The organism is Cellulomonas sp. CW35 (assembly GCF_052378485.1).
In the GTDB taxonomy this organism is placed as follows: Bacteria; Actinomycetota; Actinomycetes; order Actinomycetales; family Cellulomonadaceae; genus Cellulomonas; species Cellulomonas uda.
Window position 1 is genome coordinate 3,574,895 of the sequence record NZ_CP199000.1, and the last position, 14,520, is coordinate 3,589,414.

Sequence of the window (14,520 nt, forward strand, 5' to 3'; positions counted from 1 at the left end):
ACGTCAGGCCGCCACCCTCCACCCGTGGCACCCGGAGCGCAACGCCGCCCGGTACGCCGGCTCCAAGGCGGCGGTGGTCAACCCGTCGATGGCGTCGACGTCTCAGGACGTTCCTCTCGGATCAGCACTCGTTGCCTCCCGAGCGGGGGGCGCGCGGCGACCGCAGCTGGCACTACGGCGAGACTGGTGCGGTCTGCGCCGACTTCGCCGACACCGTGGCAAAGCCCGTCTTCTTACCCGTGACCATGACGGTGATCCGTTTGCCGACCTGTGCGGGCTTGAGCTTCCACGTCGGCCGCGTTGCTCCAGAGATCGCACGACCGTTCGCGTACCACTGGAAGGAGAAGACTGTGCCACTGGTCCAGGTGCCGGTCCTCGCCGTCAGCTCCCTGCCGACCTTCGCGGTGCCGGAGATCCAAGGGGTCCCGACGGTCGCGACCTTCGCGGTCGGCTTCGAGGTGAGCGCCACCGTGGGATAGCCAGACCTGCGCCCCGTCACCTTGACCGTAATCGACTTCGCCTTCTGCGCAGACCCCAGGACGAATGTCGAACGCGTCGCTCCGGCGATCGGAGTTCCGCTCGCGTACCACTGGTACGCCAGAATCATCCCGCTTGTCCAAGCACCCGGCTTGGCGGAGAGCTTGGAGCCAACCGCCGCGGACCCGCTGATCGACGGGGTCGTGGCCGTCGCCACCCGGCCCGTCGCCTGCGACGTCTCCGAGGTTGTCGTGTAGCCGGCCTTCGACCCGGTGACCACTACCGTGATCTCCTTGTCCCGCTGAACCGACGTCAGCGCAATGGTCGCTGCCGTCGCGCCAGCGATGGCCGACCCGTCCGCGAACCACTGATACTTCAGGGCCGAACCGCTCGTCCACGTCCCGGGCTTCGCCGTCAGCTGCCGGCCCACAACGGCAACTCCGGCGACGACCGGAACGGTGGACTCCATCGGCAGCAAGGTGCTCGTCGGACGAGCCTCGTAGCCGTTCCACGTCGGAGTGGCGTAGCCGGTCGCACTCGCCGGATACGTGATGACGAGTCCGGCGCCGTCGCCGAACGAACTGCGGTACGGCAGCGCATCTGCGCCGCCGTCCGACCAGCCCGACTCGCCGGCCGCGACGACGGACGGAGCATCCCCCAGCATCACGACGCTCGTCAGCGGATTCGCGAAGAATGCGCTGCCCCCGACGCTCCTCACGCTCGCCGGGATCACTACCCGCGCCAGAGAGTTGCTCTCGAACGCGCTGATGCCGATGCTCGTGACGCCAGCCGTGATGGTCACACTCTCCAACTCGTTCGAGTGAAAGGCGCCGTAGCCTACTGCCTTGACGCTGCCAGGAATCACGACGCTCGTCAGTCTGTTGTTGGAGAACGCCAGACGTTCGATCGTCGTGATTCCCTCCGGGATCCTGACGCTCGTCAACATGTTGCTTGAAAATGCCCCGTCGCCGACGGTTACTACGCCGTCCGGGATGACCATATTCGTCAAACGGTTGCTCGAGAAGGCTCCCGCACCGATCGTCTCGAGGGTGCTCGGGAGCGCCACGTGGGCCAACTGGTTCGCTGCGAAGGCACCGCCTTCGATCGTGGTGACGCCGGCAGGGATGGTCACGTCCGTCAGCGCGTTCCCGTAGAACGCGGTGTCGCCAATTGTCGCAAGTCCATCCGGTAGCGCTACGTTCGTGAGCGAGTTCCCGTAGAACGCGCTCGGCCCCAGGTTCGTCACGCTGTCCGGGAGCACAACGCTCGTCAGTGCGTTGATCGCGAACGCACCCGCCCCGATCGTCGCAAGGCCGGGCCGGAGGGTGACGCTCGTCAAACCGTTCTGACCGAATGCCCACGAACCGATTGTCATCACACTGCCTGGTACAACCACGTCCACGAGCGAATTGCCGTGGAAGGCACGTGCGCCGATCGCGGTGACACCATCGCCGATCACGGCCTTCGTCAAGGCGTTGTCTTCGAACGCACTCTCGCCGATCTCCCCCACGCTTCCCGGGACGAAGACGTCTACCAACGCATTGTTCGAGAACGCCATGTCGCCGAGCGTTGTGACAGTGGTGGGGATAACGACATCCCTCAGCGCGTTGCTCGCGAACGCGCCGTCTCCGACAGATCGCACACCTGCTGGGATGACCACGTGGGTCAAGGCATTTCTGGCGAACGCGCCGTAGTACCCGTTGCCTTCGATAGTCTCCACGCTGCTCGGGATCGTCACGCTCGTCAAGTCGTTCCCATAGAAGGCCGCGCCACCGATCGTCGTGACGCCGTCAGCGATGTCCACACTCGTCAGCGAGTTGTTGCCGAACGCCCACTCCCCGATGGCCTTCACACCACTGGGTATCCTCACGCTGGTGAGCGCATTTCCGTAGAACGCGCTGCCCCCGATCGTGATCACACCGCGGGGGATCACGACGCCGGTCAGTCCATGGTTGGCGAGCGCGCTGTCCCCGATCGCGACGACGGGATATCCGCCCACGGTCTGAGGGATCTGCAAGTCAGTGGAGACCAAAGATGTCCCGGTGATGGTGGCTTGCCCTTCGGCGTTTACGGTGTACTGCCACCGACTGCTCGGGATGCGCCGAGCAGCGATGACTCCGAGATTGCTGACGTCGGACGCCCGGAACCCGTCGACCGCCTGGTCCGTGCCGTAGTGGGTGTGCGTGCCGATCGCAGCCCAGTACCAATCACCGCCGAACCCGAGCTGGGTGTCGCACACCAGGTCGGTTGCAGCGCACATCTCGATCGTCTTCGCCGCGACGCTCGAGCTGAGCGCCATGTGAGGGTTGGACGCCGCGGCCGAGGTGTCCCACAGGTCATACCCTCTCGCGGCCGGGCGCGTCGCGAAGTACGCCGTCGTCCCAGCCAGGAGCGGCCCCAGTACGGCCGCGAACACGGCGATGACCCCGCCGAGCGGCTGGAGCCACACACCCAGGCTGTCACCGGCGTTACCGAAGAAGGTGCCGCTGGCGGGGTTGCCATGAATCGTGTCCCGAGCGGGATCGGCGAGGAGCACGACGGCCGCGAGCTTTGCGCCGAGAGTCGTCTCCGACAGGACGCGGTGTATCACCAGCGCCCCTTGTGAATACCCCGCCAGCACGATCCGCTCGTCTGGGCAGTTGCGGTTCGACTGTGCGTATGCATCGAGAAGCGCGAACGTGCCCTGCTGGATGCTATCGGCGTAGTGGCGAGTCGGGGACGGCGGAATACCGATCCCGTAACTGGCCAGGTCATCGACCAGCGAACCGTCAAATCCGTCCGAGGGCGCAATCGGCAGGGCAGGGTAGTCGATGGCGATCGACCTATAGGTCAAGGATGCATCGAGCCCGGCGACGAACCCGGCTCGCACGAGCGCCATCTTTGGTCCGTAGCCACCGTCCTCAGTGCGACTCTCGCCCGATCCACGCACGCCGACGAAAAGGACATCAGCGCAGCGAGAATCGTCGACCTCGGTCGGTCCGGTCGATGCCTCCACCGCCGCTGCAGGCGAAGCCGGCGACGGCACCAGTACCAGGACGCTGGCAACGAGCGCCACGGCCGTCAGCCCGGCAACAGTCCGCAGCGCCCGAATCATGAGCATCACGCCGCACCTCCGCGATTCGTTGCACATGCGACAGCTCCTCTAGAAAGGGATGTTCGCGGCGGTCGGCAGGCTCTTCCTGCGCCGTCTGCGCCGAACCTACCGCTGGTCGCGCAGGGCGCGACAGCACCTTCGGCGTCGCATCCGCGGCACCCGTTCCTCCGTCAGCGCGCTGGTCGGCCTCCATGGGGTCGGTGGTGGTGATCAGGTTGAGGCGTGCAAGGAGAGGAGGGAGCAGCCCCTGCCGACTAGCGGGTTGCGCCGGTGCATGAAGGTCGCGACTTCCACTCGCCCACCCGTCGCCGGACGCCGCGACGGCGGCGCCCCTCAGAACCTGGACTCGGCGACTTGGCGCGAAACCCATATTTCTCGGATCAGTCGTGCGTGAGAATCCGACCTGGGTGGACGCGAGTGAATCGCCCCGGATTCGGTAGAGGCTCTCAACCCGCGGACCGTGGGCTTCACGCCGTGCGTGGGTTTAGGGTCGGAACGGACTCTCCGTTTGCCGCCCTAACGAACACTGCGAGTCGGTTGGCCCCGTCGAGTAGATCGCCCCGCAGTGCATGGTGATCGTCCCACGCGGCCGTGACATGCCTCGCAATCCGGACCTTGTCGACGCTCTGAAGACCCGTGTGGGCGGTGTCTAGGGGGTTCTCCCATTCAGACGCGACGCTCGTGACGCTCGCGCGGCGGTGAACTGCTTCGACCGCAGCGCGCAGGAGCTCATTCGGGACAAGGTTCTCGATCGTGTAGCCCTTGGTGATCCAGGCAACGCCATGCCGCGACAGCTCGTCGAAGACACGCTTCTTCGTCGCTGAGATTCTGGCTCGGGCCGACGTCTTGTCGGAGTCGATGACGATGGCAACGTGCCGGTTCAGCCGACGTAGCGAAATGAAGTCGTCGATGTCCGGGTCGTCGGCAGACAGGTGGTTCAGGAGCCGTCCGCCGTAGAACATGATCGAGAAGTGCAACCCCTCCTTCAGGTCGGGCGCCAGCATCGAGAGCCAATGCCGCACGTAGATGCGATCCGAGGGACCCTCCACCCAGATGATCGCGTTGGCCTGGACGAGATCCGACGCGCGATATCCGAGGTCCGCGCAGATCTCGGCACGGTCGCTGGGCGTCATCGCGCGCCGCACCTCCGTCCCCTCTGTGGTCCAGGTGGCGTGGAAGATCGAGGCGAGATCGCTGTCGAGCAGGTGCGCCGAGTGCGTCGCGATTAGGTACTGATTGGCGGTGCTCTCGGCGAGGTACCGCAACAACTTGCGCTGCAGGACTGGGTGGAGATGCACCTCGGGTTCCTCTATGCAGACAAGTCGGTCGGTGAGGACGGTCGCAGCGGCGGCGAGGATTACGACCTGGTGGATCCCGGTTCCAAGGTTCTCAAGCGGAAGGCTCACGCTTCCTCGCCGGACGTTCACGGTGTTCTGTCGCACGGGAATCTCGATGCGTACGGACGGATCGTCGAGCACCACGCGCACGAACTCCTGGATCCGAGCGAAGCGTTCCTCGGACTCTGTGTCGCCCGCCTCGGGCCGATCGAGGCCGGCCAACGTCGCGATGAGCCCGCCGCCGTCGTAGTCAGGTCCAGCGTCGCGAGCTTCGGCAATCTGCCTGAAGGCGTTGACCGTCACGACCGGTGGCACGGCATCGAGCACCTTGAAGGATTCGAAGACCCGACGGGCATCGTCGTACCGGTTGCCACCGCCCGTGCTCGCGACGCGCATCGATGCCTCACGCAGTGCGTGCCCGGCAAGATCGCTTGACCGCAGAACTTCCTCCAGCCAAGCCTCACGGATCGAGAACCGCCGCGAAGCCTGACCGGACCCGCTCGACTCGTAGCTGACGTCGTACTCGACCCACAGGAGGTCGTCATCTGTCCGCCTGACGCTCGGCGTGCGAAGCACCCGAACCGCGTCCTGGTCGAACTTGGAGGCGAGATCCATATCTGAGAGTGGCACTGCGATCGCAACTCGGACCGGCTCCCCGACGGGCCAGTCGACGTGCGTCTCTTGTGCCGGTCGCCGCTCGACGACGGGCGAGGCCGGACTCACGAGGGACGCAACGCGCAGAACGTTGGACTTGCCGACGTTGTTCTGGCCCGCGACGAGGTTCACCTTGCCCAGCGGTGCCACGAACTCCAGGCCGACTCGACCGAACGACCTGTACCCCGCTACCCCGAATCCGCGCAGGGCGAAGGTGGGCAAGTCGTCGTCCACATCGCCCACTCGTCTTACCTCCACAGCCTTCGCCGTCGCCCAGCTCACGCCGCCGCCACGTCCGATGTGCAATCTGCGGTCCCTGTCGACACACACACTGTCAGACCTGCATGTCGACGAATCGGCTGAAGTGGCCCTGGAACGCGACGGTGATGGTGTCCGTCGGGCCGTTGCGGTGCTTGGCGACGATCAGGTCGGCCTCGCCCGCGCGCGGCGACTCCTTCTCGTAGGCGTCCTCACGGTGCAGCAGGATCACCATGTCCGCGTCCTGCTCGATCGACCCAGATTCACGCAGGTCGCTCATCTGCGGCTTCTTGTCCGTGCGCTGCTCCGGACCACGGTTCAGCTGTGAGATCGCGATGACGGGGACCTCAAGCTCCTTGGCGAGGAGCTTGAGCGCGCGGGAGAACTCGGAGACCTCCTGCTGGCGGGACTCGACGCGCTTGCCGGACGTCATGAGCTGCAGGTAGTCGATCACGACGAGCTTGAGATCGTGACGCTGCTTGAGGCGCCGGCACTTGGCGCGGATCTCCATGAGCGACATGTTCGGCGAGTCGTCGATGAACAGCGGCGCGCCGGAGATCTTCCCCATGGTCTGCGCGATCTTCGCCCAGTCGTCCTCGCCCATCTGACCGGTGCGCAGCTTCTGCAGGTGCACGCGCGCCTCGGCGGAGAGCAGTCGCATGACGATCTCGTTGCGACTCATCTCGAGCGAGAACACCACCGCGGCCTGGTTGTGCTTGATCGCAGCCGACCGGACGACGTCGATGCCGAGCGTCGAGTTGTGCGTCGGAACCATCGCCTCGCTCGCGAGGTACAAGTGCGAGGGGTGGGCGATCTCGACGCATCGGACCGGCACGGACTCGACCGGCTCGACCGACACGATGAACCGCTGCCACAGGCGCGGGGTCGAGGGACGGCGACGCTCCTTGTGCACGAGCTTCTTGCGCTCGAGTCCGAACACCTCGTCGTCCGTGGTGAACGTGATGGTGAAGGCGGTCGAGGTCGCGGCCGAGCGCCCGGCCACCGCGCGCGTCGACCAGCCGGTGCGGTACCCGAGCGAGTGGACGAGCTCGCGGACGTCGCGCGCGAGGCGCTCGTCGGTCAGCGTGATCTGCGGGCTACCCGTGGGGTTCACGGTCCCGTCGGTGTCGAGCAGCCCGGCGAGCAGATCACGCCGCTGCCGCTCGCTCGCCCTCAGGTACGCGACCGGGATGTGCTTGCCACCGAGCACACCGAGCGTCCGCAGACCGGCGTCGAGCAGGTCGGGCTCGTAGCCGCGGCCCTCGATGTGCATGGCGATCTCGGGGTCGGCGCTCGTGAACCGCGCGGAGGCAGCGTGGCCGTCACCCAGCCAGACCCCCAGGAGGTACGGGTCCACGAGGAGGTCGGCGTCCGGGAGGCGCAGCGGGCGCGCGGCCTCGACCGAGTGGTTCGCGCGCCGGTGGGCCGTCGCGCACCGCACCGTGCCGTGGATCTCCTCGGTGGTCCAGATGCTCGGCATCCCGCCGTCCCGCTGGCGTCGGTCGGCCCGCGTGCGGGTCGCCCACTGGTGCTGGGCGTCCGCGACGATCGTCGTCCCGTCGTCGAACGAGACCCGGTAGCAGGGGCGGTCGACCATGACGTCCGTAGCTGCGACGACTGTCGTCGGGGTGCCGTCAGCGGCAAGGAGCTGGTCGCCGACCCGGACCTCCCCCATCGTCGTCCAGCCCGTGGGGGTGGGCAGCGGGGTGTCGAGCGCCAGGGCCTTGCCGATCGCCGGACGGGCGGCGACGACGATCATCTGGCCCGGGTGCAGGCCGTTGGTCAGGCGGTCGAGGTCGGAGAAGCCCGTGGGGACGCCGATCATCCCCTCCCCACGGTGACCGGCGGCCTCGATCTCGTCGACCGTCCCGCCGATGATCTCCGCGAGCGGCAGGTAGTCCTCCGACGAGCGCCGCTCGGTGACGGCGTACACCTCGGCCTGGGCGGTGTTCACCAGCTCGTCGACGTCGCCGCCGTCGGTCCCGTAGCCGAGCTGCACGATGCGGGTGCCGGCCTCGACGAGCTTGCGCAGGATGGCGCGCTCGCGCACGATCCGCGCGTAGTACCCGGCGTTGGCCGCGGTGGGCACGGACGCGATGAGCGTGTGCAGGTAGGGGGCGCCGCCGATGCGCGCGAGCTCGCCGCGCTTGGTGAGCTCGTCGGCGACCGTGATCGCGTCCGCGGGCTCGCCACGGCCGTAGAGGTCGATGATCGCGTCGTAGACGGTCTCGTGCGCGGGGCGGTAGAAGTCGGTGCCGCGGATCTGCTCGATGACGTCGGCGATCGCGTCCTTCGAGATCATCATGCCGCCGAGCACGGACCGCTCGGCCTCGAGGTCCTGCGGCGGGGTGCGGTCGAACTCGCGCCGTCCGGAGTCGGGCTCCGGCGGCATGCCGTACTCGAGCTCGTCGATCGTCACCAGCGCACCTTGTTCTCTGCCTTCGCCTTCTCCGCGTCACGGAGCTCGTCGAACATCCGTTCTACACGCGCCCGCCCACACGTGGCTCGGCCTGCGGGGCGGGGAGGAGTTCTCGCGCGAGACTAGGTGCGGCGCAGCGGGTCGCGCGAATCAGGCGACGAGCCTGTGGAAACGCGACCACCAACCTGTGGACGGGCCTGGGGAAGGCTGTGCGTGACGATGTGCACAGGCGGTGGACAGCCCTGTGGACAGTGAGGGCCGACACGACGACACACCGCTGTGACGAGCACAGATGAAGTTCAACCGGTGTGGACACCGCAGGGAGCGACCGCCATCTCAGCCAACGGACAGCAACCATCCAGCATCGACCGGCAGATCCTCGCGCTCGCCGTCCCGGCGCTCGGCGCGCTCGTCGCCGAGCCCCTGTTCATCCTCGTGGACTCAGCCGTCGTCGGGCACCTCGGCACCGACGCGCTTGCCGGGCTCGCGCTCGCGTCCAGCATCCTGCTCACCGTCGTCGGCCTGTGCGTGTTCCTCGCCTACGCCACGACCGCGTCGGTCTCCCGCCGCCTCGGCGCCGGTGACCACGCGGGTGCGCTGCAGGTCGGCGTCGACGGCACGTGGCTCGCGCTGGGCCTGGGTGTCGTCCTCGCGGCCGGGCTGTGGCTCGCCGCGCCGTGGGTGGTGGAGTTCATGGGCGCCGACGACGAGACCGCGCGGCAGGCCGTCACCTACCTGCGCTGGTCCGCGCCCGGCCTCATCGGCATGCTCGTCGTCCTGGCCGCCACGGGCACGCTGCGCGGGCTGCAGGACACCCGCACCCCGCTCGGCGTCGCGGTCGTCGGCGCGGTCGTCAACACGGCCCTCAACGTCACGCTCGTGTGGGGCCTGCACCTCGGGATCGCCGGCTCCGGCGCGGGCACGGCCCTGACCCAGCTCGGCATGGGCGTGGTGCTCGGCCTCGTCGTCGTGCGCGGCGCCCGTGCCGCGGGTTCGTCCCTGCGCCCGGCCGCGGGCGGCATCTGGACCAGCGCACGGCACGGGCTGCCCCTGCTCGCGCGCACCGCGACCCTGCGCGGCGCGATCCTGCTCACCACCTGGGTCGCCACCGGACTCGGCGCCGTGACGCTCGCCGGGCACCAGGTCGTCAGCTCCGTGTGGGGGCTCGCCGCGTTCGCGCTCGACGCCCTCGCGATCGCCGCCCAGGCGCTCGTCGGGCACGCGCTCGGCGCAGGTGACGTGCCGCGCACGCGCGGCGTCCTGCGCCGGACCCTGCAGTGGGGCGTCGGGGCCGGCGTCGTCCTGGGTGTGGTCCTCGGCGGTGCGGCCGCGCTGTACGCACCGCTGTTCACGCCGGACGACGAGGTGCGCCACGCGATCGTCGTCGGGATGCTCGTCGCGGGCGTGTGCATGCCGATCGCCGGCTGGGTGTTCGTGCTCGACGGCGTGCTGATCGGCGCGGGCGACGGGCGGTTCCTCGCGTGGGCCGGCCTCGCGACGCTCGTCGTCTACGTGCCGTTCGCCCTCGCGGTCCGCGCCTACGCCCCACCCGGTGCGCAGGGTCTGCTCTGGCTGACCGCGGCGTTCAGCGGCGTCTTCATGCTCGCCCGCGCCGTGACCACCGGCTACCGCGCGCGCGGCACGGCCTGGATGGTCACCGGCACCTGACCCCGCCGCCCCTCCCCTCGCCGACTGCCCACGTTCGTGCGCGACCGCGCACGCACAGCGTCAGCACTCGACCCGCAACGTGCGCACTCGGCGCCAAGGGGGTGGCGCGGGCATGCGGTGCGGGGGCATGCGGAAGGCCCCCGTCCCGGGAGGGGCGGGGGCCTTCCGTGTGAGCGTCAGCTCAGGCAGCCACGACCTTGACGGTCACCGTGGCGGCGACCTCCGGGTGGAGGCGGACCGAGACGGTGTACTCGCCCAGGGCCTTGATCGGCTGCGCGATCTCGACCTTGCGCTTGTCGATCGCCGGGGCGCCCGACGCCTTGACCGCGTCCGCGATCTCGGCGGTCGTCACGGCACCGAACAGACGACCGGCGTCGCCGGCCTTCGCCGACACGACGACCGGCTTCGACTGCAGCGAGTCGCGGATGGCCTTCGCGTCGTCGAGCGAGGCGATCTCGCGCGCCTTGCGAGCCTTGCGGATCGCCGTGATGTCCTTCTCCGCACCCTTGGTCCAGGGGGCGGCAAGGTTGCGCGGGATCAGGTAGTTACGGGCGTACCCGTCCTTGACCTCGACCACGTCGCCGGGGGCGCCGAGGCCGGTGACCTCGTGCGTGAGGATGATCTTCGCCATCGTCAGGCCTCCTTCTCAGCGCGCCGACGACGAGTACGGCAGGAGAGCCATCTCGCGGGCGTTCTTGACGGCGCGAGCGATCGCGCGCTGCTCCTGCACGGACACACCGGTCACCCGACGCGCGCGGATCTTGCCGCGGTCGGAGATGAACTTGCGCAGCAGCGCGGTGTCCTTGTAGTCGACAACCTCGATCTTGGCTGCCTTGAGCGGGTTCTGCTTCTTCTTGGGCTTACGAACAACGGCCTTGGCCATCGCGGTGCTCCTGTCTCTGGAGCCCCGGGCGTTGCCATGCCCGGGGATGTGGTGTCTGGGGGTTCGAGGGACCTCGTGCGGGACCGTGCGTCAGACGCGCGGGACCGCGGGGCCGGTCAGAACGGGGGCTCATCCGAGTAGCCGCCGCCCGCGGGCGTGGCCCACGGGTCGTCGCCGGCCGAGCCGGACGACTGGCCGCCACCGGAGTAGCCGCCGCCGCCACCGCCGCCGAAGCCACCGCCGCCGCCACCCGAACGCTGGGTCCGGGTGACCTTGGCCGTGGCGTAGCGCAGCGACGGGCCGACCTCGTCGACCTGCAGCTCGACGACCGTGCGCTTCTCGCCCTCACGCGTCTCGTACGAGCGCTGGACGAGGCGACCGGTCACGATGACGCGGGTGCCCTTGGTGAGCGACTCCGCCACCGACTCCGCCGCCTCCCGCCAGATCGAGCAGCGCAGGAACAGCGTCTCGCCGTCCTTCCACTCGTTGCTCTGACGGTCGAACGTGCGCGGCGTCGACGCGACGGTGAAGTTGGCCACGGCCGCACCCGACGGGGTGAAGCGCAGCTCCGGGTCCCCGGTCAGGTTCCCGATCACCGTGATGACGGTCTCACCAGCCATGCCAGCTCCTCGCTCGATTCCGAACTGCTTCGACGTAGGTCCTTCGAGGTGGTGAGCACGCTAGGCGCGCCCACCCACAGGTCACGCCTCGCGGCGGAGGACCTTGGTGCGCAGGACGACCTCGTTGAGGCCGAGCTGACGGTCGAGCTCCTTGGCCGTCGCCGGCTCCGCGGTGAAGTCGACCACCGCGTAGATGCCCTCGGACTTCTTCTTGATGTCGTACGCCAGGCGGCGGCGACCCCAGACGTCCACCTTGTCGACCGAGCCACCGTCGGTCTTGACGACCGTCAGGTACTTGTCGAGCGACGGGGCGACGGTGCGCTCCTCGATCTCGGGGTCGAGGATGATCATGATCTCGTACTGACGCAGGCTCATACCCACCTCCTCTGGTCTCAGCGGTCACGGTCGTTCCGTGACAGGAGGGTTCTCGTGCGTCGCTGCGGCGGCCCGGTCCTCGTCGGACCCGGTCGCCGTCCCGCGTCCCCGCCGATGGCGGCAGGGGTGAGCGGGCACAGCAATGTTCTAGCCTACCGGCCCGGCTCCGCGGCGGCGAAATCGTCGGGCTGTGGACGACGAGGCGTCACGCACCCCCACCGTCTCCCCCGCCCTCCTCCTCCTGCGCCGGCGGTGCCTCCGTCGGGGCAGGCGTCTGCGTCGGCTTCGGGTCCGGCTCCGGGTCCGGCTTCGGGTCCGGCTTCTTCGTCGGCTGGGGCTTCGGGCCCGACGAGACGACGAGCGTCACCTGCGACCCGACCGGCAGCCGCGTGCCCGCCGCCGGGTCGACCGAGATGACCCGGCCCGCCGCGACGTCGTCGGACGGCTTGGTCACGATCACCGGCTCCAGGCCCACCGCGAGCAGCGCGGCCGTCGCGTCGCCCTGCGTCTTGCCCTGCAGTCGGTACGGCACCTTCGCGGTCGCGTCCTGCGTCGGCTCGGTCGTCGGCGCGGTCGTCGGCGTCGGGGTGGGCGAGGGCGTCGTCGTCGGACGCTGCGTGGGCTTGTCGCCCACGTCCGCGCGCGGCGGGAAGTCCCGCTTCTTCGCGAACTGCTCCATCTGCAGCACCGGGCCCATGTAGTCGGCCCACAGCTTCGCGGGGATCGAGCCGCCCGTGACCTGGGTGAGCGTCCCGCCGTACGGGCTGGGCCCGAACGGCGTGATGGTGTTCGGGGACTTGCCGTCCTCGCCCACCTGGCTCAACGCGACCGACGTCGCGATCGTCGGGGTGTAGCCGACGAACCAGGCCGAGAGGTTCTCGTTCGACGTGCCGGTCTTGCCGGCGACGGGCACGCCCAGCGGCTTGATGTACGGCTCGCCGGAGCCGCGCTCGACCACCTGCGTCATGGCGTACGTCGCGTCCGCCATGACGTCCTGCTCGAACCGGCGCTCGGGGTTCCCGTCGGTCTCGTAGTTCACCGAGCCGTTGGGGTTCACCACCTGCGCGACGACGTGCGCGTCGTGGTGCACGCCCTGCGCGGCGAACGTCGCGTACGCGCTCGCCATGTCGAGCGGGTGGACCGGCGTGGTGCCGAGCACGTTCGCGGGGTTCGACTCGACGGGCGTGGTGATCCCCGCGGCGTTCGCCACGGCGGCCGTCTTGTCCGCCCCGATCTCGAGGTTGAGCTGCGCGTACACCGTGTTGACGGAGTCGGCGGTCGCGTCGACGAGGTCCATCGTGCCGTAGGAGGACCCGTTGAAGTTCGTCACCGTCTTGTCGCCGTCGCCCCAGCCGTCGAGCTCCATGGGCGAGCGGCCCGAGTAGCGCTTCTCGAGCGAGATGCCCTCCTGCAGCGCCGCGATCAGCGCGAACGGCTTGAACGTCGAGCCGGCCTGCATGCCGTAGCCGTAGGTGGCCCAGTTGATCTGGTCGGCGAGGAAGTCCGGCCCGCCGTACAGCGCGACGATGCCGCCCGTGGCCGGGTCGACCGACGACGCCGCGATCTTCAGCCGGGGGTTCGGCGGCGTCACGCCGTCGGTGAGCTCACCGTTCAGCAGGCGGTTGACGGACGTGACGAGCTGGTCCTGCACCGGCTTCTGGATGGTCGTGACGACCTTGTACCCGCCGCGGTCCAGCTTCTCCTTGCTGATGTTGATGGCCTCGCCGGCCATCTCGTCCTCGACCATCTTCAGCAGGTGGCCGTTGGGGCCCTGGTACTTCGAGGAGCGCACGTACTCGACGGTCTCGGGGAACACCGCCTCGTCGTGCTGCTTCTTGGTGATGTGCCCGTCCTCGAGCATGCGGCCGATGACGATCTTCCAGCGCGCCTCGGCCTGCTGCGGGCGCACGGCCGGGTCCCAGTTGTTGGGCGAGGGGATGATCGCGGCGAGCATCGCGGCCTGCGAGATCGTCAGGTCCTTCGCGTCGACGTCGAAGTACGAGCGCGCGGCCGCCTGGATGCCGTAGGAGTCGCGGCCGAAGTAGATGGTGTTGAGGTACCGCTCGAGGATCTCGGGCTTCGACTCCTTGTTCGTGATCTTGACGGCGAGGAGGACCTCCTTGAACTTGCCCACGTAGTCCGTCGTCGTCTTGTCCACGTAGTACCGCTCGACGTACTGCTGCGTGAGCGTCGAGCCACCCTGCGTCTCGCCGCCGCGCACGTTGTTGAAGAACGCGCGCGCCATGCCGGTCAGCGAGATGCCGCGGTTGTCCTCGAAGGTGCGGTCCTCGGCCGCGATCACCGAGTCGCCGACCCACGCCGGCAGCGTCTCGAGCTCGACGATCTTGCGCTTCTGCACCGCGAACGTGCCGAGCACGGTGCTGCCGTCCGCGTAGTACACGGTCGTGGTCTGCGCGTCGACGTCGGCGCCGGGGTCCGGGATCTCGATGGTCGCGTACGCCGCGACGATGGCCCCCGCGATCAGGAACACGCCGCTGAGGAAGGAGCCGAGCATGAACCGCCAGGACGGCAGCCAACGGTGCAGGCCGGTGTACCCGGAGCGCGGGTAGTCGAAGAACTTGCGCTTGCGGGTACCTGCGGAGCCGGCGCTGGTCAAGCGGGCGCGGGAGCCACGCGGCGTGCTGCGGCGCGACCGGGAGGACGCGCGGGAGGAGCCGGCCAACGTGATGCCTTCCTGACGACGACGAGGGGCGTGCGCTGCGGCGACGCGCGTC

The 14,520-nt window shown here is 68.7% G+C and carries 9 protein-coding genes; 1 reads left to right on the forward strand and 8 read right to left on the reverse strand.

The features are described 5' to 3' along the window. Positions 1 to 172: 172 nt before the first annotated feature. The 3 genes from ACT17Q_RS16335 to dnaB form a co-directional block, all read right to left on the reverse strand. The gene (locus ACT17Q_RS16335; protein ID WP_444665414.1) at positions 173 to 3,577 is read right to left on the reverse strand and encodes a leucine-rich repeat protein; all 3,405 of its coding nucleotides are present in this window, start codon (positions 3,575 to 3,577) and stop codon (positions 173 to 175) included. Positions 3,578 to 4,038: 461 nt separating this feature from the next. Then, complete coding sequence (locus ACT17Q_RS16340; RefSeq protein WP_444663792.1) at positions 4,039 to 5,844, reverse strand: AAA family ATPase; 1,806 nt, start codon at positions 5,842 to 5,844, stop codon at positions 4,039 to 4,041. Positions 5,845 to 5,896: 52 nt separating this feature from the next. Further along, complete coding sequence (gene dnaB, locus ACT17Q_RS16345; RefSeq protein ID WP_444663794.1) at positions 5,897 to 8,239, reverse strand: replicative DNA helicase; 2,343 nt, start codon at positions 8,237 to 8,239, stop codon at positions 5,897 to 5,899. Positions 8,240 to 8,545: 306 nt separating this feature from the next. Between dnaB and ACT17Q_RS16350 the strand changes: the two genes are divergently transcribed. Continuing rightward, positions 8,546 to 9,907, forward strand: a complete 1,362-nt coding sequence (locus tag ACT17Q_RS16350) for an MATE family efflux transporter (RefSeq protein WP_444663795.1) — start codon at positions 8,546 to 8,548, stop codon at positions 9,905 to 9,907. Positions 9,908 to 10,088: 181 nt separating this feature from the next. Here ACT17Q_RS16350 and rplI read toward each other — a convergent pair whose 3' ends face one another. From rplI to ACT17Q_RS16375, 5 genes are all read right to left on the reverse strand, one after another. After that, positions 10,089 to 10,538 carry a 50S ribosomal protein L9 gene (gene rplI, locus ACT17Q_RS16355; protein WP_094181456.1) on the reverse strand — a complete coding sequence of 150 codons (450 nt, stop codon included), beginning with the start codon at positions 10,536 to 10,538 and terminating at the stop codon, positions 10,089 to 10,091. A gap of 15 nt (positions 10,539 to 10,553) precedes the next feature. Then, entirely contained in the window at positions 10,554 to 10,790 is a 237-nt protein-coding gene (gene rpsR / locus ACT17Q_RS16360) for a 30S ribosomal protein S18 (protein WP_013885186.1), read from the reverse strand. Positions 10,791 to 10,906: 116 nt separating this feature from the next. Further along, positions 10,907 to 11,410 (reverse strand): single-stranded DNA-binding protein, encoded by a 504-nt coding sequence (locus ACT17Q_RS16365; RefSeq protein ID WP_141320114.1) that lies wholly within the window; start codon positions 11,408 to 11,410, stop codon positions 10,907 to 10,909. A gap of 81 nt (positions 11,411 to 11,491) precedes the next feature. Next, a complete protein-coding gene (gene rpsF / locus ACT17Q_RS16370; protein WP_094181454.1) occupies positions 11,492 to 11,785 on the reverse strand; it encodes a 30S ribosomal protein S6 in 294 nt (97 codons plus the stop codon). Between the two features lie 205 nt (positions 11,786 to 11,990). Further along, positions 11,991 to 14,402 carry a penicillin-binding protein gene (locus ACT17Q_RS16375; protein ID WP_444663799.1) on the reverse strand — a complete coding sequence of 804 codons (2,412 nt, stop codon included), beginning with the start codon at positions 14,400 to 14,402 and terminating at the stop codon, positions 11,991 to 11,993. Positions 14,403 to 14,520 lie beyond the last annotated feature (118 nt).

Bases quoted from the DNA above. Each gene is read 5' to 3' on its own strand.
- ACT17Q_RS16365 (WP_141320114.1), bottom strand. From the start codon at position 11,410: ATGGCTGGTGAGACCGTCATCACGGTGATCGGGAACCTGACCGGGGAC.
- rpsR (WP_013885186.1), bottom strand. From the start codon at position 10,790: ATGGCCAAGGCCGTTGTTCGTAAGCCCAAGAAGAAGCAGAACCCGCTC.
- rplI (WP_094181456.1), bottom strand. From the start codon at position 10,538: ATGGCGAAGATCATCCTCACGCACGAGGTCACCGGCCTCGGCGCCCCC.
- ACT17Q_RS16335 (WP_444665414.1), bottom strand. From the start codon at position 3,577: ATGCTCATGATTCGGGCGCTGCGGACTGTTGCCGGGCTGACGGCCGTG.
- rpsF (WP_094181454.1), bottom strand. From the start codon at position 11,785: ATGAGCCTGCGTCAGTACGAGATCATGATCATCCTCGACCCCGAGATC.